Origin of the sequence: Burkholderia sp. BCC1640 (assembly GCF_902833125.1) — a bacterium.
Classification (GTDB): Bacteria; Pseudomonadota; Gammaproteobacteria; order Burkholderiales; family Burkholderiaceae; genus Burkholderia; species Burkholderia diffusa.
In genome coordinates this window covers 136860-162425 of record NZ_CADFEF010000001.1, presented here as the reverse complement: position 1 = coordinate 162425, position 25566 = coordinate 136860, and the positions used below count along the sequence as shown (strand labels likewise).

The following is a 25566-nucleotide window of genomic DNA, read 5'->3' as shown; positions in this document are numbered from 1 at the left end:
TATAAGGTTTCCAGCGGTTTGTTTTCCAAGCAGAGGCGAGAATCGCGATGGCAAAGACGACAGGCGGAAAGAAAGCAACAGGCAAGGGCTCGACGGAGCCGACCACGAAGGTCACAGCGGCCAAGTCTGCTTCTTCCACCAGGACAACGTCTTCAGCCACGTCAGCCCCTGCAGGAAAGAAAACCGCGGCCGGCACTGCTCAGGCTGCGCCGGCGCCGGCAGCCAGAACACGGGCTGCCGCCAGACCCGACTCCGGGCCGGCCAAGCCGGCGGCGAAGCGGGCAAGTGCGAAAAGCGCAAGGGACACGACTGCCGCCGCGGACGAAACGGCAGTACGTACTACTCATGCACCCACGGTTCAACCGGCTGTCGTCCAGCAGCCGCGAGTCGATATAGCCGGTACGGCGAACTCCATGACCAAAAAGCTGAACGAAGTATCCGTCGATGACGACGCAAATCAGAGCGACGAGCAGCCCGCAGCCGCGGCTGCCCCGGGCAAATCCAAGGTGCGCGATCGTCGCGCCAAGGAAAAGGCGCTGCTGAAGGAAGCGTTCGCGACGAGCACGCCCGGCACGGCCGAGGAGCTCGAAGAGCGCCGCGTGAAGCTGCGCGCGCTGATCAAGCTCGGCAAGGAGCGCGGCTTCCTCACGTATGCCGAAATCAACGACCACCTGCCGGACAACTTCACCGAAACTGAAGCCCTCGAAGGCATCATCGGCACGTTCAACGACATGGGCGTGGCGGTTTACGAGCAGGCTCCGGACGCGGAAACGCTGCTCCTGAACGACAACGCGCCGGCCGCATCGTCGGACGACGAAGTCGAGGAAGAAGCGGAAGTCGCGCTGTCGACCGTCGATTCGGAATTCGGTCGCACGACCGATCCGGTCCGGATGTACATGCGCGAGATGGGCACGGTCGAGCTGCTCACGCGCGAAGGCGAAATCGAGATCGCGAAGCGGATCGAGGACGGCCTGCGCCACATGGTGATGGCGATTTCCGCGTGCCCGACGACGATCGCCGACATCCTCGCGATGGCCGAGCGCGTCGCGAACGAAGAGATCCGCGTCGACGAACTCGTCGACGGCCTGCTCGATCCGAATGCTTCGGACTCCGCCGATACGGACGGTTTCTCCGCGAAGGAAGCCGAAGCCATCGAGAACGAGGACGAGGAAGCCGAAGAGGAAGAGGAAGAAGAGGAAGAGGAGGAGGATGACGGTGCCGCTCAGGCGTCGGCCAACGCCGCTCAACTCGAAGCCCTCAAGCGTGCATCGCTCGACAAGTTCTCGCAGATCAGCGAGTGGTTCGACAAGATGCGCCGCGCGTTCGAGAAGGAAGGCTACAAGTCGAAGTCCTACCTGAAGGCGCAGGAAACGATCCAGACCGAGCTGATGACGATCCGCTTCACCGCGCGTACCGTCGAGCGTCTGTGCGACACGCTGCGTGCGCAAGTGGACGAAGTGCGTCAGGTCGAGCGTCAGATCCTGCACATCGTCGTCGACAAGTGCGGCATGCCGCGTTCGGAATTCATCGCGCGCTTCCCGGGCAGCGAGACGGATCTCGACTGGGCCGAGAAGATCACGGCCGAAGGCCATCCGTACAGCGCGGTCCTGTCGCGTAACGTTCCGGCGATCCGCGAACAGCAGCAGCGTCTGATCGACCTGCAGGCGCGCGTCGTGCTGCCGCTGAAGGACCTGAAGGAAACCAACCGCCAGATGGCGGCCGGCGAACTGAAGGCGCGTCAGGCGAAGCGTGAAATGACCGAGGCGAACCTGCGTCTCGTGATCTCGATCGCGAAGAAGTACACGAACCGCGGCCTGCAGTTCCTCGACCTGATCCAGGAAGGCAACATCGGCCTGATGAAGGCGGTGGACAAGTTCGAATACCGTCGCGGCTACAAGTTCTCGACCTACGCGACGTGGTGGATCCGCCAGGCCATCACGCGTTCGATCGCGGACCAGGCGCGCACGATCCGTATTCCGGTTCACATGATCGAAACGATCAACAAGATGAACCGCATCTCGCGGCAGATCCTGCAGGAAACCGGTCTCGAGCCGGATCCGGCAACGCTCGCCGAGAAGATGGAGATGCCGGAAGACAAGATCCGCAAGATCATGAAGATCGCGAAGGAGCCGATCTCGATGGAAACGCCGATCGGCGACGACGACGATTCCCATCTCGGCGACTTCATCGAGGACAACAACACGGTCGCGCCGGCGGATGCCGCGCTGCATGCAAGCATGCGCGACGTCGTGAAGGACGTGCTCGATTCGCTGACGCCGCGCGAGGCGAAGGTGCTGCGGATGCGTTTCGGTATCGAGATGAGCACCGATCACACGCTCGAGGAAGTCGGCAAGCAGTTCGACGTTACCCGCGAGCGGATCCGTCAGATCGAGGCGAAGGCGCTGCGCAAGCTGCGTCACCCGAGCCGTTCCGACAAGCTGAAGTCGTTCCTCGAAGGGAACTGATTTCCAGCGTCTTACTTGCGAACGCCGCCGGCATCCGCGTGATGCCGGTGGCGTTTGTCCTCTTTGGTGTCTTTGTTGTTACAATGCCGGCCCGGCTTCGTTGCCGGCGTGGCGTGTAGCACACGTTGCTTCTCGTCTGGGCCCCTAGCTCATGCTTGGTTAGAGCAGCGAACTCATAATTCGTTGGTGCCGGGTTCGACTCCCGGGGGGCCCACCAGATTCGCTTCCCAGGTTATCCGGGGAAGTCTCGAAACCCGCGACGCCGCAAGGCCTCGCGGGTTTTTCTTTTGCGCGCTGCCTGAATGTGTCGAGCGTGTTGGATACGTTCACGCCGGCGTCGCGTGTCGCATCGCCGCCACCGGGGAAACGCGCGGAGCGTGCCGTCCCGATATCAATCGAAGTATGCTGTAGCGCGGTCGGCGCGCACGATCGAGAATCGTCGCGCGCGCGAACCGCAGGCCAGCGTCGCGTTCCGTCCGGCGGCCAGAACAAACACAAACAGACTTCGCCCGACAGTGGGGGCGGCCATCATGATCATGTTGCGTTCGTGGAGTGCGATTCTGTCGTTGCTGATGCTTGCCGCGTGCGCCAGCCTGCCGCCGCAGGCCGGTCGCGCGCCAACGCACGCATTCACCGATACCGAAACCACGCGCCTCGGCATCGCGTTCCGCCAGCAGGCCGCCACCCATCCGGGGCAGGACGCGTTTCACCTGCTGCGCGATCCCGTCGATGCACTCGATGCGCGCGTGCTGCTCGCCGATCGCGCGGACCGCTCGCTGGACCTTCAGTACTACATCTGGCACGACGACCTGACCGGACACGAACTCGCGGACGCGATCATCCGTGCGGCCGATCGCGGGGTTCGCGTGCGTGCGCTGCTCGACGATCTCGGGACGAACGCGGACGATCGCAAGCTGCTCGAGATCAGTTCGCATCCGAACATCGAGATCCGGCTCTTCAACCCGGTCGCCACGCGCCACTTCAAGAAGATCGGCACGGTGCTCGAGTTCTCGCGCGTCAACCGGCGCATGCACAACAAGGCGATGATCGCGGACAACCAGGCGGCGATCGTCGGCGGCCGCAACATCGGCGACGAGTATTTCGGCGCGTCGTCGATGCTGGAGTTCGGCGATCTCGATGTGGTCGTGCACGGCCCCGTCGTGAACGACATCTCGACCGAATTCGATACGTTCTGGAATTCGCCGTATGCGTATCCGATCGATGCGCTGGTCGGGCACGATGCAGCGCCGGGCGGTCTCGACCGGGAGCGCGAACGGTTGCGCGATTACTTGCGCGCGATGGAGGACAATCCGTACGTGCTCGAGGCGCGACACAGGCTCGACCAGATCGTGCACGGGCAGGGTACCGAGTTGTCCTGGGGGCAGGCGACGGTCCTGTACGACGATCCGGCGAAGATTTCACGCTCGCCGAAGGACAGCGACGGCCACCTGATGCCGCAACTGCGCGCACTTGCGTTGCGGCCGGAGCAGGAACTGCTGATCGTGTCGCCGTATTTCGTGCCGGGCAAGGACATGATCGAACGGCTGCACGCGCTCACGGCACGCGGCGTGCGCGTGACGATCCTGACCAACTCGCTCGCATCGACCGACGTCGCGGCCGTGCATGCCGGCTACCGGCGCTATCGGAGTGCGCTGCTGGAAGCCGGCGTGCGGCTTTACGAACGGCGGCCGTCCGGCGACAAGAGCATCGCGAAGCAGGTCATCATCGGCTCGTCGCGTGCTTCGCTGCATGCGAAGACTTATGTGTTCGATCGCAAGAGTATCTTCATCGGTTCGATGAATCTCGATCCGCGCTCGCTGAACCTCAATACCGAGATCGGCGTTTACTGCGAGAGCCCGGCAATTGCGTCGGAGGTTGCGACGGACCTGGAGCCGCGGCTCGATCGAATCGCGTGGCGAGTCGAATCGCGGACCGATCCGGCCGGGAAGGGGCGGCTCAAGTGGATTCAGACCGACGCGGACGGGACGGTGACCGAGCTCGATCACGAACCGGAAGTGTCGGCGGCGCGGCGCATGGAAGTGTGGTTTCTCGGCTTGTTTCCGATCGAATCGCAGCTGTGATTTCGCTGGCCCGCGACGACTGCGGGCGGTGTGTGCCGACGCGCAGCGTCAATCTGGAGGCGCCGCGCGCAGCGGCGCAGATACGGCTCCGGGCGCGTAAAACGACCCGCGCCCGGAACCGCACCGCTCATTGCACGATCGATCAGCGCGCGAAATCCGACGTGCTCTGGATGAACGTGTTCAGCTTCGAGATGTTCACGCTGCCGAAGCCCGTCGTCGCGTCCCAGCCAGCCTTCGCCTTGTAGCCGTACGTGCCGCTGCCGTTGTTGCCGGACGTCACGTCGTGCACCAGCGCCGCATTGCTCGGGAAGTATTTGTAGATGCTCGACGCCGGGAAGCCGAGCGTGTTGTTGTTGGCCGATTGCAGCCGCGCCCAGATACCGGTGAAGATCGGCGCGGCGAGGCTCGTGCCGCCTTCGTTGTTCAGGTACCCGGAGCCCCACAGCGTGTCGGACGTCTGGCCGTTCACCACGAGGATCGCGCCGGTGCGCAGGTCGGCGTCGAAGCCGACGTCCGGCAATGCGCGCTTGGTCGACCCGGTGAGGCTCGACGATTGCCACGACGGCGCGGCTTCGTACTTGCTGTAGCCACCGCCCGTGGACCATACGGTGCCCGGCTGCCAGCTCGGATCGTTCCACACGATTTCACTGTTGTATGCGTTGGTCGACGTGTTGGTGAACAGCGTCGTGCCGCCCACCGCGATCACGTACGGCGACGTCGCGGGCTCGCTCACCGTGTAGGTCGAGCGCGACGGCGTGCCGCTCGCGCATTCGTACGCACCGTGGTCGCCGGCCGATACGGAGAAGGTCTGACCTTGCGCGACGGCCTGCTTGAAGATGGTGTCGTCGGTCGCCTGCGAGCCGGTGCTGTACGCGGACGATTCGCACACGCCGAGCGACACGTTGATGACCTTCGCGACGTTGTCGCTCACCGCCTTGTTGTACGCGGCGGTGATCGCGGTGAGCGTCATCGACGGCGCCACGTAGAACACGACCTGCTTCACGCTGCCGCCGGCGGCGCCGACGATCGACTGGCTGTCGAGGTTCCATTCGACGGTGCCGGATGTATCGGTGTACGAACTGCCTGATGGGCCCGTCGGCACGACGCTGCTGCTGATCGTGCCGAGGCCGTTGTTGGCGGCGAACGTGTTGAGGTCGCTGACCGTCTGCGACAGATCGCCTTCGGAGATGATGCCGACGGTGGTTTGCGAGGCCGTCGGCGTGCCGTCGCCGCCGTAGAGCGACGAGAATTCCGTCGGGTAGTGCGGCACCGCGGATGCGCCTGCCGGAATCGTCAGGTTGCTGGTGTTGCCTTGCGGCTTGCTGCCCGCGCCGGTATGCATGAGCTCGACGTTCTGCAGGCCCAGCACGGCACCGACGATGCCGGAGATTGCATTCGGCACCTGCGCGGCATCGGTGTTCGCGTAGACGTTGCGGCCGTTGCGCGTGAAGCGCTTGAGTGTCGTGCGGAACGCCGATTTGACCGTTGCCGCGGTGCCCGACGCGGACACGAGCAGGCGGTTCGGCGCGACCACGATGTTGACGAAGCCGGCCTGGCGCAGGTGCGCAACGACGGAGGCGACCTGCTGGTCGGTCGGCGCGTATTGCGCGGCGAACTGTGCCGACGTGAGGAACTGCTTGTAGTGCGGTGAGCCGGGCGTATGCAGGTCGTGCAGGTATTGATCGAGTTGCGCCTCGTTGCGCAGGTTCAGCCCGAGCACGATGTCGACCGATTCGCCGGGCGCCATCTCGGTGGCAGCCGCGGCAGCGGCGGCGGTGCTGGCCGCCGGCGCACCGGCGGTACTGCTGCTTTCACCTTGCTGGACGAGTGGCAGGAATCCCTTGGTGCGCGTTTCCGTCCAGCCGGCGGCCGGTGCGGCTTGGACGGCCGTCATGCCGAACGAAGCGGCTGCTGCGGCGGCGAAGGCGAGCTTGACGATGAGGATGTGCTTTTGTTTCTTGTTTGCAACCTGATTCATTTTGAATTACCCCTCCGGTTGAACATCGAACTGCACGAACAACAACGGTCGACAGCGGCGCGGATCGTGCGCCGCCGATATCCGTCGCGCTCGCGCGGATAGCGCGGACGCGACGGGGCCTTTCGCCCGACCCGGACGGGTGATGATCCTCCGGGGGCGAAATGCTGGAAAGCTCGGTAAAGAAGGCGCTGGGCCGCGATGAGGACCGGCCGCGCCAGCAGGCCTGATGCAGGCGGGATGGCTAGAGCAACAGTTTCGGTGTCCTGCTCATCTGGTTAGGTCCTTCGGACTGCTGCCGGATGGCGGCTGCCCAATGAGTGCATCGGGATGTTGCATGCGCCAACGGAAGAAGCGATTGTCGGCGGCGAGAACTTCGGTGCGGCGGAAACGAGATGCGTCGAGCGGGAACGCTTGCGTGGTTTGCAATTCGTCGGATTGCTTGCATCGGACGGTATCAAGAACGAAAGTTCGGTGTCAAACTTTTTCTGATGATATGAAACAAAGTTAAATTGGTTAGGCTGAAATGCTTTTGAAAAGTCACGGGGTATTTTGTAATTTTCAAACCCGAAACCGGATGCAATTTCAGATATGTCGGCCGAATAATTCGCGATTCGATTCGTAATGAACGAACGGTATTCGAGAAATCATTCGAATCTCCCGCGGTCGTCTTCGATTGGGATGGTTGTGACCGTGAAGTTGGCGAGCGGGTGGCCGACGCGAAGTGGGCAGCGCTGGCGAACGCGGCGAAGCGCGTTCAGCGCGCGGCTATAGGTAGTTCAATGGCACAGGCACGGCACGGCACGGCACGGCACGGCACGACACGGCACGGCACGGCACGACACGCGGTGGCCGGGCCTGCGGCATCCGCACGGTCAGTCCGGCTTGCGGTCTGGTGAAGCGGGCGGCGGCGGTTGCTCCGCGGCCGGCGTGCCGGCGGTAGGGGCGCCGTTCGCATCGTTCTCGGGCGCCACGGGCCGCGAACCGTCGTCATACGCGACGAGGCTGCGCTGCGGATTCGCGATCCGGATTCCGCGTTCGTGGAACAGCACCGCGATACGCCGGTTGAATTCGCGCTGCACGCCCCAGCGTGCCGAGTCCTTGCACTGGATCTGTCCGGCCAGCGCAATCGTCGCGCCGTCGACCTGGTCGATACCCCAGTAGCTGAAATCCGACAGGATGCCGTCCTTGTAATTCGGATCGTCGCGCAACGCGGCGCCGATCTCCTTCAGCGTCGCGATCGCCCGATCGATGTCCTGGCCGTATGCGATGCTGACCTTGACGGCTGCATTGCCGAGCCCGCGATTCGTGTTGTTGACGGTCGTCACCGAGCTGAACGGGATCGTATACAGCGACCCGTCGCCCGCGCGCAGTCGCACCGTGCGGATCGACAGGTATTCGACCGTGCCGGACACGCCGGCGAGCGTGACCCAGTCGCCCACCTGCATCGCGTTCTCCATCAGCAGGAAGATCCCGGTGATGAAATCCTGCACGAGCTTCTGCGAGCCGAAGCCGAGCGCGACGCCGAAGATGCTGGCGCCGGCGAGCAGCGGCCCGATGTTCACGCCGATTTCGCTGAGGCCCGTCAGCACGACGACGAGCGCGATCATGATGAACAGCAGCGAACGCAGCATCGGCAGCAGCGTGCGCAACCGCGCCGCGCGCACGAGGTTGCCCTCGCGCGTCCACTGCTGCAGGCGGCGCTCGATCGCGATGTTCGCGGCTTCCCACACGATCAGCGCGATGACGGCCGCAATCGCGATCGTGATCAGCGCCGACGCGAGCCGATGGCCGATCGTGCCGGTCTGGAACGCGTGGAAGATCGGCACGCCCCAGATCTGCAGCAGCAGCACGACGGTCACGACGGCGATCGCCGCCGACACGATCTGGCGGACCAGCGGGTAGTAGCGGTACGCGTGCAGGTGGACCAGCGTGCGATCGTCGTCGCGGCGCTGGAACAGTCGCGCGAGCGCACCGAACACGACGATCGACACGATCCGCATGCCGATCATCGCGGCGATCGAGCGGCCGCCGAGCGCGATCAGCACGCGGTAGCCGTTGTGGACGTCGAGCGCCCACACAAACCACAGCGCCATCACGACGAACACCGACACGGGCGCCCACGCATCGGCGAGCGCGTTGCCGATCATCGCGAAGGCCGGCCGATCGTCGCCGGCCGCGCGGATGCGGGCGGCGACCGGCTGGCGGCACCGGAGAATCAGCGCCGAGATCATCAAGTGGCCGACGAGCGCGACCGCTTTCAGCAGCGCGACGTGACCGGCGTCGCTGAGGCCGAAGCTCGCGGCGATCTCGACCGCGGCCGTGCAGACGCCGACGACGATCACGATCCGCGCGATCGAGCGCTGCGCGATCGCGGCCCATGCGTCGCTGACGTGCAGCAGCCGCAATTGCCGCGCATCGGGCTGGAAGAACAGCCGGCTGACGATCGTCACGAGGCGGCAGATCACATAGATGTCAATCAACGATTCGAGTGCTGTTTCGGTTGGCGTGCCGGCGCCGTCGAGCACCGACATCGTCAGGCTCGCGACGCCGACGAACACCAGCAGCGGCACCACGCGCAGCGCGAGGCTGACCAACGCGCGCGGCATCCGGCGCAGCAGCGTGGTGTGGCGCCGCGCATGGCCGCGGCCTTGCGACGACGTATCGGGCGCGGCGGTGCCTTCGGCACTGGCGCTGGCGTCGGCGTCGGCCGGCGCTGACGCCCTGGAATCGTCCGCCTCGGCGGGTTCGGGCTCGGCCAGACGCGACGATTCGGCCCGACGCGTGCCCAGGGCGGCCAGCGCGCGCCGCAGCAGCCGCTTCGCGAACCATTCGACGACGAACGCGGGCACGAGCACGGCGAGGATGACCAGGAGCGCGCGCGTGAGGTCCGCACGTTCGTCGGCGCGCACCAGCCGCTCGTGCCACCAGCTGCCGACGGAGCCGACATCGAGCAGCGAGCGCAGCGATTCGTTCAGCGCGCCGCCGATTTCGCCGGCCCAGCGTGCTCCCTGCCGGACGAGCATCGACGCGAGGCCGTTCGTCGTGAGCGCGGCGGTGGCGGCCGATGCCGCGCTGGCTGGTGCCGCGGCGCTCGCCGGAAGCACGGGCGTGCTCAGCACGCCGACGGCCGCGATCGCGCGCAACGTCGTTTCGACCTGTTCGCGCTCGCGCGGATTTTGCAGGACGGAGAGGGCGCGCTGCGCCTGTTGCGGCGTCAGTGTCGGCGCCGCGCCGGAGGCGGCCGACGCGGCGGCTGGTGCAGGGGTAGCCGCGTGAGCGATCGATACGACGGCGGCGAGCAGCCAGCCGAGCAGGAAATGTCGCATGGGTTGGCATGCGGGCGCACATCGAAATGTGGCCCGCCGGTCTGGACGATGGACGGAAGTTAACATGATCGCGAACGGACCCGAATAGTTCCGTCGACGAGTATTCGAATCGGGCATGCGGCAGGCGGCGCGGCTTGTTTTCGCGTGCCGGCGGTGTTCGCGAGCCCTTGTTCGCGCACGTCGACTCTTGTGACGGTCAGGCCAGGAACGAAACGTGCTCCCGGGCACATCGATTCGGTGCAAACCACGACTGCTGCTACCTGCAGCGAACTCCGGACTCCTGATGAATCAACCCTGCTCGTCGTGAAAGATCGGCAGCACGTGCTCGGCGATTTCCTCGATGACCTCGCGCACGGGCCGGTCCGAGCCCGGATTCAGCGTGACGTGGTGCGTGCCGGCTGCGCGCATGTCCCGCAAGATGCCGATCAACGCGTTCCGTCCGGTCGCGTAGCCGAGCGACAACGCGCGGGCCGGCGCATCGCGATTCGCATCGAGATCGAGCCGCATCGACACGCCGAACGCGCGGAAGCCCGGTTGCGCGAGCCGGTCGACGGCCGCGCGCCACATCGAATAACGAGAACGCTGCGTGTCCGGATCGCGGTGGTACGTCATCCAGCCGATCGCGTTCCGTGCGATCCAGTCGACGCTCTGTCCGCCCGAGCCGACCGCGAGCATCGGCACCGCGGCGTCGCCGCGCGGCAGCAGCGTGAAGTCGGGCGCGTCGGGCGGTGTTTCGTCGGGCAGCACGCGGGACGGCACGCCGAGCGCGGCCGCGACGATGTCCCAATGCCGGCGATACCGGTCGCGCCGCGTTTCCGCATCGACGCCGAACGCCGCATATTCGGGCGGCCGGTCACCGGAACCGAGGCCGAGGACGAAGCGTCCGCCGGACAGCGTCGCGACCGACAGCGCGCCCTTCGCGATATGCAGCGGATGACGCAGCGGCAGCACGATCGCGCCGCTGGCGAGCACGATCCGGCGCGTGCGCGACGCGAGCGCGCCGAGTAGCACCCACGGATCGAGGTGCCCGACCGGGTCGGGATAGTCGGCGCTGTTCAGCGGAACGTCGCGAACCCACAGTGCGCGAAAGCCGAGCGAATCGGCCAGCGCCGCGAGTTCGAGCTGCTCGTTGAAATCGGCGACGGTCCGGCCGCCACGCAGCAGCGGCAGCGTCAGGCCGATCGACAGCCGCTCGGGCGAGAAGACGCGTTGCGCGACGTCGGCGCGGCCGGAGGCGGGCAGGGGCATGTCCATTCCTTGAAGACGGGGCGAAGCGGGCGCGCCGTACGGTGTTCGCATGCTAACGTGTTTGCGCGACGCTTGCGACGCGCCGCGAGCGATGCGCGGCGGCATCGGCGGTTCCGGCATGATCGGCGCCTTCGGTCATCGGGCAGTCAATCTGCACGAACGCACTGCGGACGACGCCCGGGGCGCGTCGGCAGCCGGGACGCACGCATGTTCGACCTGCGCGTTCGATCCCGCATGCGTGGTCAGGAGCAGGCGATTGTAAGCAGATCGTCGGCGTCGTTCACGTGCAAACGCCTCGCCGGCGCACACGTCACATTCCTGCAACATTGGCGTCGCGTCCATCCGCCGGTCGCGCACGCCGCTTCCCGTCGTTTCACTTTCGAAACGTTCACGTATTTCTGTCGCCGCCCGATCTGCATCGGGGTCACTTCACCGGCCGCGCGGCCTTGCGCCGCGAAGCATGGTGCGCTCCTTGCATGTCTGTGTGCGCCGTGAGCGCGATCGCCGGCGCGGTAAAGGGCCGGCCATCGCTTCAGTGGGTCGGACGCATCGAAGACGGGGACAAGAGAATGAGAACAGACCGAATCGCAACGTGTCGTGTTGCAAACATGAATCGCCGACCTGCCCGTGAATTCGCTTCGCCGCTAATCGCGGTGACATGAGCGTGCGGCCTTTCGTTCCATCCGAACAATTCGGGTTCGTTCCGAACGACGACGTGCATGCATGACGCACGAGGCCGACCGGTGCCGGTCGGCCGTCGGGGATGAACCGCCCGTGCACGCAGATGGGCAATCATGAGTTCCGGATCGTCATGCCGGCGCGCGAAACGCACGCGTGCCGAGCGCGACGCATGCGTGTGCCTGCCGCACGCGGTGCCGCGTGGCGATCCGCCCGACATCAGGAAATCGAAGGTGTAGTCCAGGGGAAAGGTCCGCCGGCCGCGCCGCGGTGGATCTGACGACATTGTGCTGTCAGTTGATCCACTACCCCGATGGATCAATTGTTGGAGCGCCCATCGCCTTGTGGTCGATGGGCGTCTTTTTTTGCCGCGCCGGTGTCGTGCGGATCGCCGGCCCGATCGCGCGGCGTTCTGTATCATGTGCTGGCGCGCTGGCCGCACGGTTTGCCACCGCGCCCGATCACGCGCCGCCAACATGAACGACATCGCCTTGCCCACCCCCTCATCCGCCAGCATCGATCCGGCCGCGCTCGATGCGCTGCACGCTTTCGTCGAGCGCCATCCGCGGCTGCTCGTGCTGACCGGTGCGGGCATCAGCACGGATTCCGGCATTCCCGGCTATCGCGACCGCAACGGTCAATGGATGCGCTCGCCGCCGATCCAGCTCCACGAATTCCTCGGTTCCGACACCGCGCGCCGCCGCTACTGGGCGCGCAGCATGATCGGCTGGCCCGTGGTGGGCCGTGCGCAGCCGAACCGCTCGCACGTCGCGCTCGCGCGGCTCGGCGGCACCGGCCGGATCGAGCGCCTTGTCACGCAGAACGTCGATGGGCTGCACCAGCGTGCCGGCAGCGGCGACGTGATCGAACTGCACGGCGGCATCAACGGCGTCACATGCCTCGATTGCGGCGCGCATCACGCGCGCGCGACGATCCAGACCTTGCTCGAAATGGACAACCCCGAGCTGCTCGGTGCGCAGGCGGAACCCGCCGCCGACGGGGACGCGCACCTCGAATGGGCCGCGCTCGACACGTTCCGCATTCCGGCCTGCCCGGCCTGCGGCGGGTTGCTGAAGCCGGCTGTGGTGTTCTTCGGCGAGAACGTGCCGCGCGAACGCGTCGCGCTGGCGTCGCAGGCGCTCGATGCGGCCGATGCGCTGCTCGTCGTCGGCTCGTCGCTGATGGTGTATTCCGGCTACCGGTTCTGCGTGTGGGCCCAGGCGCAGAACAAGCCCGTTGCCGCGTTGAACCTCGGCCATACGCGCGCCGATCCGATGCTGACGCTGAAGGTCGAGGCGCGTTGCGCGCCCGCGCTCGACGCGCTGAACGTGCGGCTGGGCGTCGCCGGCGACGCGCCGGAGCACGCATCGTGACCGGGCCGACGTCCTCGCCCGATCCGTCCGCGCGGCTGTCGGCGCCGGCGGCCGAGCGTAATCGCGAGCCGATCCTCGAGGTGCTGCGTCGCGTGATGCCGGCCAGCGGCGACGTGCTCGAGATCGCGAGCGGCACCGGGCAGCATGCGGTCCATTTCGCGCGGGCGCTGCCGGCGCTGCGCTGGCAGCCGAGCGATCCCGACGCGCACGCGCGCCGCTCGATCGCCGCGTGGGTCGCGCATGCCGGCCTCGCGAACCTGGCCGAGCCGCTGGCGTTCGACGTGCGCGACGCGTCGTGGCCGGCCGCGGCATTCGACGCGATCGTCTGCATCAACATGATCCACATCTCGCCGTGGGCCTGCACCGACGCACTGTTCGCCGGCGCGTCGCGCGTGCTGCGTCCGGGCGGCGTGCTGTTTCTGTACGGCCCGTATCGTCGCGAAGGCCGGCACACCGCGCCGTCCAACGAAGCGTTCGACCAGCAGTTGCGCAGCCGCGACTCGTCGTGGGGCGTGCGCGATCTCGAGGCGGTCGTCGCGCTCGGCCTCGACCGCGGGCTCGACTGCATCGAGGTCGTCGAGATGCCGGCGAACAACCTGAGCGTCGTGTTCCGGCGCCTGCCGCACGCGGAGCAATGACACGCAACTGCGCATCGCAGCCGGGTTTCCACTATCCTTTCGCCTGTGCGCGCGGCCCGGTTCGGGTCGCGCCCTGTTTTTTCCGGAGAATTGACTAATGGGCAAACAAGCAATCGGTGTGATCGGGCTGGCGGTGATGGGCCGCAATCTCGCACTCAATATCGAGAGCCGCGGTTACGCGGTGTCGGTGTACAACCGCAGCCGCGAGAAAACCGACGAACTGATCGCCGAATTCCCCGGCCGTAATCTGGTACCGACCTATACGCTCGAAGAGTTCGTCGCGTCGCTCGAGACGCCGCGCCGGATCCTGATGATGGTGAAGGCCGGCGAAGCGACCGATGCGACGATCGCATCGCTAAAGCCGCTGCTCGAGAAGGGCGACGTGCTGATCGACGGCGGGAATACGCATTTCACGGACACGATCCGCCGCAACCAGGAACTCGCGCAATCGGGCCTGCATTTCATCGGCACCGGCGTGTCGGGCGGCGAAGAGGGCGCGCTGCGCGGCCCGTCGATCATGCCCGGCGGCCAGCGCGACGCGTACGACCTGGTCGAGCCGATCCTCAAGCAGATCGCCGCGAAGGCCCCGTCGGACGGCGAGCCGTGTGTCGCATACATGGGGCCGGACGGTGCGGGCCACTACGTGAAGATGGTCCACAACGGCATCGAATACGGCGACATGCAGCTGATCGCCGAAAGCTATGCCGTGCTGAAGGACGTCGCGGGCCTGACCAACGACGAACTCGGTGCGGTGTACACCGAGTGGAACCAGGGCGAGCTCGACAGCTACCTGATCGAGATCACGTCGAAGATCTTCGGCAAGAAGGACGAAGAAACCGGCAAGCACCTCGTCGACGTGATCCTCGATCGCGCCGCGCAGAAGGGCACCGGCAAGTGGACGAGCCAGAACGCGCTGGATCTGGGTGTGCCGCTGCCGCTGATCACCGAGTCGGTGTTCGCACGCGTGCTGTCGTCGCTGAAGACCGAGCGCGTCGCGGCCAGCAAGATCCTGTCGGGTCCGGCCGCCGCGCCGTTCGACGGCGATCGCGCCGCGTTCGTCGAAGCGGTGCGCCGCGCGCTGTACCTGAGCAAGGTGATCTCGTACGCGCAGGGCTTCGCGCAACTGCGCACGGCGTCCGAAGAGTATGGCTGGAACCTCGATCTCGGGACGATCGCGAAGATCTTCCGCGCGGGCTGCATCATCCGCGCGCGCTTCCTGCAGAAGATCACGGACGCGTACGCGAAGGATCCCGCGCTCGCGAACCTGCTGCTCGACCCGTACTTCAAGGACATCGCCGCGAATTACCAGACGGCGCTGCGCGACGTCGTGGTGGCCGCGGTGAAGGCAGGCGTGCCGGTGCCGGCGTTCGCGTCGGCGGTCGCGTACTTCGACAGCTACCGTTCCGAGCGGCTGCCGGCGAACCTTGTGCAGGCGCAGCGCGACTTCTTCGGCGCGCATACGTTCGAGCGTACCGACAAGCCGGGCAGCTTCCACGCGAACTGGTCGTAACCGGCGGGCGAGGATGGCATTGTTGCGAAATTCTATTCTTTGAGTAGGGTTTTTCGTTCCCGGATGCCGGAATTGTTGGCTTCGAGGAAACAGTGTTTTCGTTCTTTCATGGTTTTCCCTAGGTGATCTCGGGACTAAACTTTGTTCCATCGCTGCAGACATGGTGTGTGCGGCGGAGCAAAAAAATCCCGGAGGTAATCATGAAATCGCTGATCGCAACGTTCGCTGCTGCTGCTGTCCTCGCTGTTCCCGCCGTCTCGTTCGCCCAACAGAACGCCCCCGTCACCCGTGCGCAGGTGAAGGCCGAACTGGCCCAGCTGCAACAGGCCGGCTACAAGCTGGGCAGCGACCGTACCGACTACCCGGCAGGCATCCAGGCAGCCGAAGCCCGCGTGAACCCGCAACAAAACGTGGCCGCTGCCGATACGAGCGGCTACGGTGCGCAACCGGTCGCCCAGCAGGAATCGGGCGCTCCGGCGGCCGCCAAGACCGGCTGGCAGGTCAAGCGCGTGTCGGATGGCGCACCGGTCTACAAGGGTCGTTAATCGGCATCGATCACCGGGCCGCACGTGCGGCCTGATGTGACCCCACGCAGTACCCGCAGCCCGTCGTTCCGCATCACGGAACGACGGGCTGTTTTCATTGGGGGCGCCCGCCGTGTCAATGCAGCGGCCGCGGCCCGCGGCCGATGTCCCGGAACAGCGCGTCGGCCGGTTCCAGCGCCTGGAGCCAGGCCTCGTCGTAGCCGCTCAGCGTGTCGAGCGCGTCGCGCAGCCGCTCGATCGCGAGTACCGGCAGCTCGACGCTGTGCCGCGTGGCGCCGCTCAGGTGTGCGACGCTCGCCAGCTGGACGAGTGCGTCCGCGGCTTCGGCGACGTCCGTTGCGAACAGCAGGTGCCGGTTGAGCAGTTCGACGAGGCCGCTGGAACCGGCGAAATCCTCGGCGTTGAGTTGCACGGACAGAAACGTCGCATTGTTCATGGTTTTCTCCTCGTTATCGCTGGAACCTGCGGTGCACCTCCGAGTATAGGAGGCGGCCGGAGGCGCGGTGGAGGTTGTCGGCGAGACACGGCTGGCGGCTGCGGAACGGCGGCCTGAAGCCGCTCCGGACACCCCACGCGATGCGGCTCGCGGCCCGCCGACACGCGTCTGCGAGACCGCAAGATTGTTGCCGGATCGGGCGCCTGTCGCGGTCCTGACCACGACAGATGGTATCTTTGACGGCCGGGACGACGCGAAAATGGCGCGAAAAAGGGGCCGGTGAGCCCGTTCGCGCCGACGTCCCGCTGTGGAAACTGACGGCCGCGAGAGCGGTCGGATACTGGTTGGTCCGGCCTCTGGCCGGACATCGTGCGCCGCACGCCGGAGGGCGGTGGGCGGCGCAACGACGCAAATCCGGGAGGACCCTTGAGAAAAACGATTCCGATCCACGATGCGCTTGCGCGCTGGTTGCCTCAGGCGGCGCTCGTCGTCGCGGCCGCCGCGCTGACGGGCTGTACGATGACGCCGTGGACCGACAGCTGGCAGCCGGTACGACCGTCGACGCCGGCGTCGGTCGCCACGCCGGGCGTGATCGCCGGCTATTACCGCGTGAATCCGGGCGACACGCTTGCCGGCGTCGCCGCCGCCTACGGGCAGCGCGTGCAGGACGTGGCCAGCTGGAACCACATGTCGCCGAATGACGCCGTGTCGCCCGGCCAGGTGCTGCGCGTCGCGCCGCCGCCTGCCGCGACCTCGCTCGGGCAGGCGCCCGCCGCGGCCGCGCAACCGGGCTCGCTGGCCTGGCCGGCCACGGGCATGGTCGCCGCGCCATTCCTGGCCGGCAAGACGCGCGGCATCGTGATCGCCGCGACCGGGCCCGACCGTTCGGTGCGGGCCGCGGCAAACGGGCGAGTGGTCTACGCCGGGTCCGGCGTCAAGGCATACGGCCCGCTGGTGATCCTGAAGCACGACAACGGGCTCATCACGGCCTACGGGCACAACGGCAAGCTGCTCGTCAACGAAGGCGATGCGGTGCGCGCGGGCCAGCCGGTCGCCGAGATGGGCACCGACGCGAGCGGTCGCGCGACGTTCGACTTCGAAGTCCGGCAGAACGGCAAGGTCGTCGATCCGATGAACTTCCTGCCGCGCAACGGCGGCTGACGTGCTGCGTCAAGGCGTGTGCGCCGCGCGGCGCACACGTTCCCGTCTTCACCCTTCCTTGAGCTCCGCGGTGCCGGACTGCCTCGCATGATTGCCGAGCCAGCGAATGCCCAGCGCGAGTCCCGCCGCGCCGAGCGCGATGAGCGAACACTGGATCGCGACCGGCACGTACCCGTGCGGCCGCGGATCGACGAACGGATAGGGATACCAGTTCTCCAGCGCGCCGCGCACGAGCGTATAGCCAAGATAGACGACCGGAAAGCCGAGCCACGCGAACGCGCTGCGCCACGCGATCGGCGAGCGCGGTTCCACGTACAGCCAGTCGCACAGCACCACGAGCGGCACGATCCGGTGCAGGACCCAGTTGTTGAGGGCCGGCGTGACGTGGCGCAACGCATCGAGCCGCGCGAGCAGTAGTTCGTAGACGATCGCTGTGATCAGCACGTAGAGCACGGCGGCGCCGCGCATCGATTCGTAGCGCGCCGAGCCGGGACGCGTGACACGCGACAGCCCCACGACCAGCATGGCCGCGGCATAGAGGCTGCTCAGTTGCGTGAAGTAGCTGAAGTAGTCGCCGAGATGGAAGGCAGGCATGCCCCAGTAGCCGGCGACGCTGTGCAGCGTGGTCGACACCGCGAGCAACGCGGCGATCAGCCGGTAGGCCGCAACGAAGAACGCTTTGCTCATGATGCCCGCGCAACGTCGCACCAAAGCTTCATCCTGCCACAGCGGCGGGCACGCGCGATTCGGACTTTCCATATGGCGGGCCAGTGGACGGGCCGCACGGATTCCTCGGATATTTGATCCGGCCGGACAACGCCGGTCGCGCGTGAGGCTACAATCGGGGCAACCGCCGGGGCGCCGTCAGCCGCGGCATGTGGCGGCCCCGCATACCACACGAGAAATTACGAGACACAGCATGAAAAACATCCTCGCGAAACAGACGCGTTACAGCTCACCCGCGATCTTCTTCCACTGGGCCATCTTCCTGCTGGTGGCGCTGGCCTACCTGGCCATCGAGATTCGCGGCCCGAAAGGCAGCGACAGTCGCGTGTTCTGGATGAACGTGCACTTGCTGGCAGGTACCTTCGTGCTCGTGCTGTCGGTGCTGCGCGTGCTGTGGCGCATGATCAGCCGCGTGCCGGACGCCATTCCGCAGACGACGCTGCTCAAGTGGCTGTCGAAGCTCGCGCATTTCGCGCTGTATGTATTCATCATCGCGCAGCCGCTGCTTGGCATCATGCTCGTCAATATGGGCGGCAAGCCCGTGTCGCTCGACTGGATCGGCGTGTCGTTCACGCTGTTCGGCCCGGACAAGGCGCTGCGGCCGACGATCAAGGAAGCGCACGAACTGATCGGTAACGCGTTCTACTTCGTGATCGGCCTGCATGCGCTGGCCGCGCTTTACCATCACTTCATCCGGCGCGACGACGTGCTGCGACGCATGGCACCGTGATGGCCGCGCGCTGAAGCCGCGCAGCAGCCGGGGGCGCATGGTTGTATCGACAACCATGCGCCCCGGTTCGTTTACCACGATGCGCGACTGGCCATCGCGGCGAACATTCTGTAACATCTCGGCTGCTTTTACATTCCGCTTACGCATCGCCGCGCATGCTGCACCGACATCGTCACCTGACCGCCTGGCTCGGCGTGTTCGCGATCTGGCTCGCGATCGCGGCGCCGCTGGTGTCGCAGTGGCGCATCGCGCAGGCGGCCGCCCCCGACTCAATCGTCTGTAGTGCAGAGCATGGCGCACACCGCGCGCCCGATGCGGGCCGCGCGCACGACCATGCACTGCATCTCGATGCGTGCGGCTATTGCGGCTTCTTCGCGCACAGTCACGCGATCGGCGGCGCGGCCGCCGCATCGTTCGCCTTCGTCCCCCCTGATGCCGTTTCCGCCGCCGCGCCGCATGCGGTCGCGGCACGCGCCGACTGCTATCCGCGCGCGTACCCACGCGCACCGCCCGAGCGCGCCTGACGCGCTGTCTTCCGTTCCATTCATCGCCGATATCCGTGCGGTCCGTCGAGGCCGCGTGGAGGGCGTCACTCGGGCTTTCGACCATGACCATTCTTTCCTTGCGCGCGCCGAGGGCGGCGCGCCATTCCCGTGCGAGGCGCGTGCCGCGCATGCTGAAACTCACCGTTCCCGCGCTGGCCGTCGGCGCGATGGCCGCCGCCGCGGCCGCGACCGAATCCGCGCAGGCCGCCGGTGCGCCGACGGACGACGCGGCCGTGCTGCTGCCGCCCGTCGAAGTCGTAGCGTCGCCGCTGACGACGCCGCTCGTCGTCGTCACGGATCCGAAGACGCCGCGCCAGCCGCTGCCGGCGAGCGACGGTGCCGACTACCTGAAGACGATTCCCGGCTTCACGTCGATCCGCAGCGGCGGGACCAACGGCGACCCCGTGCTGCGCGGGATGTTCGGGTCGCGGCTGAACATCCTCGCGAACGGGATGCCGACGCTCGGCGCGTGCCCGAACCGGATGGATGCGCCGACCTCGTACATCGCGCCGGAAAGCTATGACAAGGTCACCGTCGTGAAGGGCCCGCAGACGGTGCTGTACGGCCCCGGCGCATCGGCCGGCACCGTGCTGTTCGAACGCGTGACGCCGCGCTTCGAGCGGCCCGGCATGCGCTTCGACGGCAGCGTGGTCGGCGGATCGTTCGGCCGCAACGATCAGAACGTCGACGTGACGGCCGGCACGCCGGACGTCTACGGCCGCGTGATCGCGAACCATGCGCATGCGCAGGACTACGAGGACGGCAACGGCAACACCGTGCCGTCGCAATGGGACAAGTGGAACGCTGACGCGGCGCTGGGCTGGACGCCCGACGATCACACGCGCGTCGAACTGACGGCGGGCACCGGTGACGGTTATGCGCGCTACGCGGGGCGCGGGATGGACGGCGCGCATTTCCGCCGCGAGACGTTCGGCCTGTCGTTCGACAAGCGGCATCTCGGCGACGTGCTCGACCGGATCGAAGCGCGCGTGTACTACAACGAAGCCGACCACGTGATGGACAACTACACGCTGCGGCAACCCGATCCGACCAGCAGCATGCCGATGCGAATGGCATCCGAGGTGCGGCGCCGCACGCTTGGTGCGCGGGCGGCCGCGACGTTCCGATTCGGTGACGATTTCAAGCTCGTGACCGGCGTCGATGCGCAGTCGAACCGGCTCGACGCCCGCTCGGCGATGGGGCGACAGAACTACGGCGACCAGCCGTGGGATGCGCAGGCGACGATGTGGAACGCCGGCGCGTTCGGCGAGCTGACGTGGTATGCGAGCGATGCGTCGCGCGTGATCGGCGGCGCGCGGGTCGACTACGCGAGCGCGCGCGACAAGCGTGCGACGACGCGCGGGATGATGTCGAGCAAGCCGAACCCGACCTTCGACGACGATCGCGCGCGCGTGCTGCCGAGCGGCTTCGTGCGGTACGAGCGCGATCTCGCCGCGCTACCGGTCACATGGTACGCGGGGATCGGCCACGCGGAACGCTATCCGGACTACTGGGAGCTGTTCTCCGCGAAGCGCGGGCCGGCCGGTTCGATCAACGCGTTCTCGGCGATGCAGCCGGAGAAGACCACGCAGCTCGACATCGGCGCGCAGTACAAGAGCGACCGGTTCGATGCGTGGGTGTCGGCCTACGCGGGATATGTGCAGGACTACATCCTGTTCAACTACGCGGCCGGGATGATGGGTCCGACCACGCAGGCGACCAACGTCAACGCGCAGATCATGGGCGGCGAAGCCGGCGTGTCGTGGCGGCCGGTCGCACCGCTGCGCGTCGAGACGTCGCTCGCGTATGCGTGGGGGCGCAACGCGACGAGCGGCGATCCGCTGCCGCAGATGCCGCCGCTCGAGGCGCGCTTCGGGCTCGAATACACGCGCGGCGCATGGTCGGCCGGCGGCCTGTGGCGGGTCGTTGCACCGCAGCATCGCTATGCCCTGAACGAAGGCAACGTGGTCGGCAAGGACTTCGGTCCGAGCGCTGGATTCGGCGTGCTGTCGTTGCATGTGCAGTACAACGTCAGCAAGAAGGTGCAGATCTCGGTCGGCATCGACAACGTGCTGAACAAGGCCTACACCGAGCATCTGAACCTCGCCGGCAATGCGGGCTTCGGCTATCCGGCGAACGCGCCGGTGATGGAGCCGGGGCGCACGGCATGGGTGCGTGTGAGTGCGAAGCTGTAACGCGCGGCGCGCGTGTGCGATGCAGCATGCGCACGCGTGAATGCAGCCCCGCCCGAATGGGCGGGTCGCGTCAACCGATTAGAGAACCGTATCTAGTCAGGGCGCAAACGTTCGCGACTCGTGATTCACTCCTGTACTCGACGCACACGTTGCCCGCGACCGTCCCGTTCGCGACCTGCCGTGCGCGTCGATCCGATCTCATTCGCACCGGCAGCACAATAATCAGGAGAACATACATGGCCAGATCGATGCGTTCCAGGGTGGTGGCAGGGGCAGTGGCTTGCACGATGAGCGTCGCGCCGTTCGCGGGGACGACCGCGCTGATGACGCTCGCAACGACGCACGCGGCGATGGCGGCAACCGCGCCGGCGGACGACTACGCGGCGACGCGTTATCCGATCCTCCTCGTGCACGGGCTCACCGGCACCGACAAGTACGCGGGCGTGCTCGAGTACTGGTACGGCATCCAGGAGGACCTGCAGCAGCATGGCGCGACCGTCTACGTCGCGAACCTGTCGGGGTTCCAGAGCGACGACGGGCCGAACGGGCGCGGCGAACAACTGCTCGCTTACGTAAAGACGGTGCTCGCCGCGACCGGTGCGACCAAGGTGAACCTGGTCGGTCATAGCCAGGGCGGCCTCACGTCGCGGTACGTCGCGGCCGTCGCGCCCGATCTCGTCGCGTCGGTGACGACGATCGGCACGCCGCATCGCGGCTCGGAGTTCGCCGACTTCGTGCAGGGCGTGCTCGCCTACGATCCGACCGGATTGTCGTCGTCGGTGATCGCGGCGTTCGCCAATGTGTTCGGTATCCTGACGAGCAGCAGCAACAACGCCAACCAGGACGCGCTCGCCGCACTGAAGACGCTGACGACTTCCCAGGCCGCCACGTACAACCAGAATTACCCGAGCGCGGGCCTCGGCGCGCCGGGCAGCTGCCAGACGGGTGCGCCGACGGAAACCGTCGGTGGCAATACGCACCTGCTGTATTCGTGGGCCGGCACGGCGATCCAGCCGACCGTCTCCGCGTTCGGCGTGACAGGCGCGACGGACACCAGCACGATTCCGTTGATCGACCCGGCGAACGCGCTGGACCTGTCGACGCTTGCGTTGTTCGGCACGGGCACGGTGATGATCAATCGCGCCTCGGGCCAGAACGACGGGCTCGTGTCGAAGTGCAGTGCGCTGTACGGGAAGGTGCTGAGCACGAGCTACAAGTGGAACCATCTCGACGAGATCAACCAGTTGCTCGGCGTGCGCGGCGCGAATGCGGAAGATCCGGTCGCGGTGATCCGCACGCATGCGAACCGGCTGAAGCTCGCGGGCGTGTGATCGATGACGGCACGTGAAGGACGCGCGCCGCTCGCGCGGCGCGTAGCGGTCTATGGCGCGGTGGGGCTGGCGGCGATTGCCGGCGTCGCGATCTGGAGCGGCACGGCATCGCATCGCGGCGCCGACGCGACGCATGCGGCGGCCGATGCGGCAGTGCTCGGCGGTACGCGTGTCGCACCGCCGCAGGCCGCATTACCCGCGAGCGCGGGCCTGCCGCCGCCGCTCGCCGGTTCCAGTGCGCCGAGGCTGCCGCTCGATGCCGGCGGCCATCTCGCGAAGGCGCGGGCCGTGCGCGATTTCTTCGACTACTGCCTGACCGCGCGCAGCGACCTGAACGCGGCGGCGCTCGATGCGCTCGTCGTGCGCGAGATCGCCGCACAGCTCGACGGCACGGCGGCGCAACCCGAGGCGCTCGACGTCTGGCATCGATATCGCGCGTATCTCGACGCGCTGGCGAAGCTGCCGGAGGCGGGCGCGGTCGACAAGTCCGATCTCAGTGCGCTGCAGCTCGCGCTCGATCAGCGCGCGTCGATCGCGTCGCGCACGCTCGGCGATTGGAGCCAGCCGTTCTTCGGCTCGGAGCAGTGGCGGCAACGCTACGATCTCGCGCGCCTGAAGATTGCGCAGGACCGCACGCTGACGGATGCGCAGAAGGCGGAGCGGCTCGCGGCGCTCGCGCAGCAGATGCCCGCCGACGAACGCGCGGCACAGCAGAAGGCCGATCGGCAGCAGGCCGCGATCGACCGGATCGCGCAGTTGCAGAAGAGCGGGGCGACGCCGGACGCAATGCGCGCGCAATTGACGCAGACACTTGGCCCGGAAGCCGCCGCGCGCGTCGCGCAGATGCAGCAGGACGACGCATCGTGGCAGAGCCGCTACGCCGACTATGCGGCGCAGCGTGCGCAGATCGGCGCGGCCGGATTGTCGCCGCAGGATCGCGACGCGCAGATCGCTGCGCTGCGGCAGCGCATGTTCACGAAGCCCGGCGAAGCGATGCGCGCGGCGTCGCTCGACCGCGGCACGGCTGCCGCGCAGTGACGCACGCGGTCATGCCGCGCGCGTGAAGTGCCGCGGCAGATGCTGTTCGATGGTTGCCGCGAGCGTGTCGAACGCGGGGCCAATGCCTTCGTGCGCGACGCACGCATAGCCGAGCAGCAGCCCGCGCCGCGCGGTGTCGAGGTTGCTGTAGTAGCTGGTCAGCGGACGCACGATCACCCCCGCGTCGAATGCGCTTTGCGTGACCGCGCGATCGTCGCACGTGTCGGGCAGGCCGAGCACCAGATGCAGGCCGGCCTCGTCGCCCATCACGGGCAGCGCGTCGCCGAAGCGCGCGTGGATCGCATCGATCAGCAATTGCCGGCGCTCGCCGTACAGCGTGCGCATTCGCCTGACGTGTGAAGTCAGGTGCCCGTCCATGATGAATTCGGCGAGCACGGCCTGCTGCATCAGCTGGCCCTCGCGATACAGTTCCGACAACCCGGTGCGGAACGTGTCGACAAGATGCTCCGGCACGACCATGTAGCCCATTCGCAGGCCCGGGAACAGCATCTTGCCGAGGCTGCCGACGTAGATCACGCGGCCGCCGTCGTCGAGCCCCTGGAGCGACGCAAGCGGGCGGCTGCCGTAGCGGAATTCGCTGTCGTAGTCGTCCTCGATGATCCAGCAGCGGTGCTGGCGCGCGTACTCGAGCAGCATCCGGCGCCGTGCAAGGCTCATCACCATTCCGAGCGGATATTGGTGCGACGGCGTGACGAGCACGAGCCGCGGCGGATGCTGCATGTCGCTCGCGCTCGGATCGATGCCTTCCTGATCGACCGGCACCGGTGTGAGCGCGAGGCCGGTTGCCTGCAGCACGCTGCGCACGCCCCAGTAGCACGGCTCCTCGACCCACGCGCGATCGCCGATGTCGGACAGCAGCCGCACCGCGAGGTCGATCGACTGGTGGATGCCGGTCGTGATGATCACCTGGTCCGGCGAGCATTTGACCGAGCGCGCGACGCGCAGGTAGTCGGCGAGCGCACGGCGCAGCGGCCGGTAGCCACCACCCGGCGAATAGGTCAGCAACTCGGGATTCGCCTCTTTCCACAGGCGCGCCTGCAGGCGGCTCCATGTCCGGCTCGGGAATTCCGACACATCCGGCACGCCCGGCATGAACGCGCCCCACTGGCGCCGCGACACGCCCGCATGCTCGATCAACTGCCGGCCACGCATCGACAGGTCGCCTTGTGCGTCCTGCTGCGCCGCCGCACCGGCGTCGGACGGCGGCGGCGCGGCGCCCGGCACGCGGATCGCGGCCGCGTCCGGGCGCGTGTCAGCCACATAGGTGCCGCTGCCGGTCGTCGTTAGCACATAGCCTTCGGCCGTCAACTGGTCGTACACGTGCAGCACGGTATTGCGCGCGATCGACAGATCTGCCGCGAGGGTGCGCGAACTGGGTAGCTTCGTCCCTGGCCCTAATTCCCCGGTAAGAATGGCTTGCTGCATCAGTTGCAGCAACTGCCGATACATCGGCTCGGACGAGCTGCGGTCGAGACGGGCGGAGAGCCAGTCGGCCAGGATCACGGTATCCAAAGTGGTCCTACTAGGAATATTGAAATGGT

General features: G+C 66.8%; 20 protein-coding genes and 1 tRNA gene. 14 read left to right on the top strand and 7 right to left on the bottom strand.

What is annotated here, in order from left to right; translation table 11 throughout:
• Positions 1-47 precede the first annotated feature (47 nt).
• Positions 48-2465, top strand: a complete 2418-nt coding sequence (rpoD, locus tag HWX25_RS00735; protein WP_082721897.1) for an RNA polymerase sigma factor RpoD — start codon at positions 48-50, stop codon at positions 2463-2465.
• A gap of 138 nt (positions 2466-2603) precedes the next feature.
• Positions 2604-2682 (top strand) — tRNA-Ile (locus HWX25_RS00730).
• 174 nt (positions 2683-2856) lie between these two features.
• Here the strand turns inward: HWX25_RS00730 and HWX25_RS00725 are convergent.
• Complete coding sequence (locus tag HWX25_RS00725) at positions 2857-3003, bottom strand: hypothetical protein (RefSeq protein WP_156441335.1); 147 nt, start codon at positions 3001-3003, stop codon at positions 2857-2859.
• Between HWX25_RS00725 and HWX25_RS00720 the strand changes: the two genes are divergently transcribed.
• Positions 2996-4546 (top strand): phospholipase D family protein, encoded by a 1551-nt coding sequence (locus HWX25_RS00720; RefSeq protein WP_175906496.1) that lies wholly within the window; start codon positions 2996-2998, stop codon positions 4544-4546. The two genes, HWX25_RS00725 and HWX25_RS00720, sit on opposite strands and share 8 nt — an antisense overlap.
• A gap of 142 nt (positions 4547-4688) precedes the next feature.
• On the opposite strand, the gene HWX25_RS00715 is transcribed toward HWX25_RS00720, so the two are convergent.
• The gene (locus tag HWX25_RS00715; RefSeq protein WP_175906494.1) at positions 4689-6524 is read right to left on the bottom strand and encodes a S53 family peptidase; all 1836 of its coding nucleotides are present in this window, start codon (positions 6522-6524) and stop codon (positions 4689-4691) included.
• 327 nt (positions 6525-6851) lie between these two features.
• On the opposite strand from HWX25_RS00715, the gene HWX25_RS00710 reads away from it, so the two are divergent.
• A complete protein-coding gene (locus HWX25_RS00710) occupies positions 6852-7013 on the top strand; it encodes a hypothetical protein (RefSeq protein ID WP_175906493.1) in 162 nt (53 codons plus the stop codon).
• Positions 7014-7396: 383 nt separating this feature from the next.
• Here the strand turns inward: HWX25_RS00710 and HWX25_RS00705 are convergent, their stop codons facing one another.
• Together HWX25_RS00705 and HWX25_RS00700 are read right to left on the bottom strand one after the other, a co-directional pair.
• Positions 7397-9850 carry a mechanosensitive ion channel domain-containing protein gene (locus HWX25_RS00705; protein WP_175906491.1) on the bottom strand — a complete coding sequence of 818 codons (2454 nt, stop codon included), beginning with the start codon at positions 9848-9850 and terminating at the stop codon, positions 7397-7399.
• A 288-nt stretch (positions 9851-10138) separates the two neighbouring features.
• Entirely contained in the window at positions 10139-11098 is a 960-nt protein-coding gene (locus HWX25_RS00700) for an LLM class oxidoreductase (protein WP_175906489.1), read from the bottom strand.
• A gap of 1154 nt (positions 11099-12252) precedes the next feature.
• On the opposite strand from HWX25_RS00700, the gene HWX25_RS00695 reads away from it, so the two are divergent.
• The 4 genes from HWX25_RS00695 (at position 12253) to HWX25_RS00680 (ending at position 15842) form a co-directional block, all read left to right on the top strand.
• On the top strand, positions 12253-13149 hold the full coding sequence (locus tag HWX25_RS00695; protein ID WP_175906486.1) for an NAD-dependent protein deacetylase: 897 nt from the start codon (positions 12253-12255) through the stop codon (positions 13147-13149).
• A complete protein-coding gene (locus HWX25_RS00690; protein ID WP_175906484.1) occupies positions 13146-13787 on the top strand; it encodes a DUF938 domain-containing protein in 642 nt (213 codons plus the stop codon). Before HWX25_RS00695 ends, HWX25_RS00690 begins: the two co-directional genes overlap by 4 nt.
• Positions 13788-13884: 97 nt before the next feature.
• Positions 13885-15297, top strand: coding sequence for an NADP-dependent phosphogluconate dehydrogenase (gene gndA / locus HWX25_RS00685; RefSeq protein WP_059524672.1), 1413 nt, complete (start codon positions 13885-13887; stop codon positions 15295-15297).
• A 200-nt stretch (positions 15298-15497) separates the two neighbouring features.
• The gene (locus HWX25_RS00680; RefSeq protein ID WP_059818776.1) at positions 15498-15842 is read left to right on the top strand and encodes a DUF4148 domain-containing protein; all 345 of its coding nucleotides are present in this window, start codon (positions 15498-15500) and stop codon (positions 15840-15842) included.
• Positions 15843-15957: 115 nt separating this feature from the next.
• Here HWX25_RS00680 and HWX25_RS00675 read toward each other — a convergent pair whose 3' ends face one another.
• On the bottom strand, positions 15958-16278 hold the full coding sequence (locus tag HWX25_RS00675) for a hypothetical protein (protein WP_006760526.1): 321 nt from the start codon (positions 16276-16278) through the stop codon (positions 15958-15960).
• Positions 16279-16704: 426 nt separating this feature from the next.
• Between HWX25_RS00675 and HWX25_RS00670 the strand changes: the two genes are divergently transcribed.
• Positions 16705-17439, top strand: a complete 735-nt coding sequence (locus tag HWX25_RS00670) for a peptidoglycan DD-metalloendopeptidase family protein (protein WP_175906482.1) — start codon at positions 16705-16707, stop codon at positions 17437-17439.
• A gap of 48 nt (positions 17440-17487) precedes the next feature.
• Here HWX25_RS00670 and HWX25_RS00665 read toward each other — a convergent pair whose 3' ends face one another.
• The gene (locus HWX25_RS00665) at positions 17488-18126 is read right to left on the bottom strand and encodes a Pr6Pr family membrane protein (RefSeq protein ID WP_244135215.1); all 639 of its coding nucleotides are present in this window, start codon (positions 18124-18126) and stop codon (positions 17488-17490) included.
• A gap of 232 nt (positions 18127-18358) precedes the next feature.
• Between HWX25_RS00665 and HWX25_RS00660 the strand changes: the two genes are divergently transcribed.
• From HWX25_RS00660 to HWX25_RS00640, 5 genes are all read left to right on the top strand, one after another.
• Positions 18359-18895: a cytochrome b gene (locus HWX25_RS00660; protein WP_059818778.1), complete on the top strand. Its 537-nt coding sequence runs from the start codon at positions 18359-18361 to the stop codon at positions 18893-18895.
• A 155-nt stretch (positions 18896-19050) separates the two neighbouring features.
• Positions 19051-19419, top strand: a complete 369-nt coding sequence (locus HWX25_RS00655; protein WP_175906478.1) for a DUF2946 domain-containing protein — start codon at positions 19051-19053, stop codon at positions 19417-19419.
• 83 nt (positions 19420-19502) lie between these two features.
• Entirely contained in the window at positions 19503-21635 is a 2133-nt protein-coding gene (locus tag HWX25_RS00650) for a TonB-dependent copper receptor (protein WP_175906476.1), read from the top strand.
• A gap of 236 nt (positions 21636-21871) precedes the next feature.
• Complete coding sequence (locus tag HWX25_RS00645; RefSeq protein WP_175906474.1) at positions 21872-22966, top strand: triacylglycerol lipase; 1095 nt, start codon at positions 21872-21874, stop codon at positions 22964-22966.
• A gap of 3 nt (positions 22967-22969) precedes the next feature.
• Positions 22970-24004, top strand: a complete 1035-nt coding sequence (locus HWX25_RS00640; protein WP_175906472.1) for a lipase secretion chaperone — start codon at positions 22970-22972, stop codon at positions 24002-24004.
• Positions 24005-24013: 9 nt separating this feature from the next.
• On the opposite strand, the gene HWX25_RS00635 is transcribed toward HWX25_RS00640, so the two are convergent.
• On the bottom strand, positions 24014-25537 hold the full coding sequence (locus HWX25_RS00635) for a PLP-dependent aminotransferase family protein (protein ID WP_059524690.1): 1524 nt from the start codon (positions 25535-25537) through the stop codon (positions 24014-24016).
• Positions 25538-25566 lie beyond the last annotated feature (29 nt).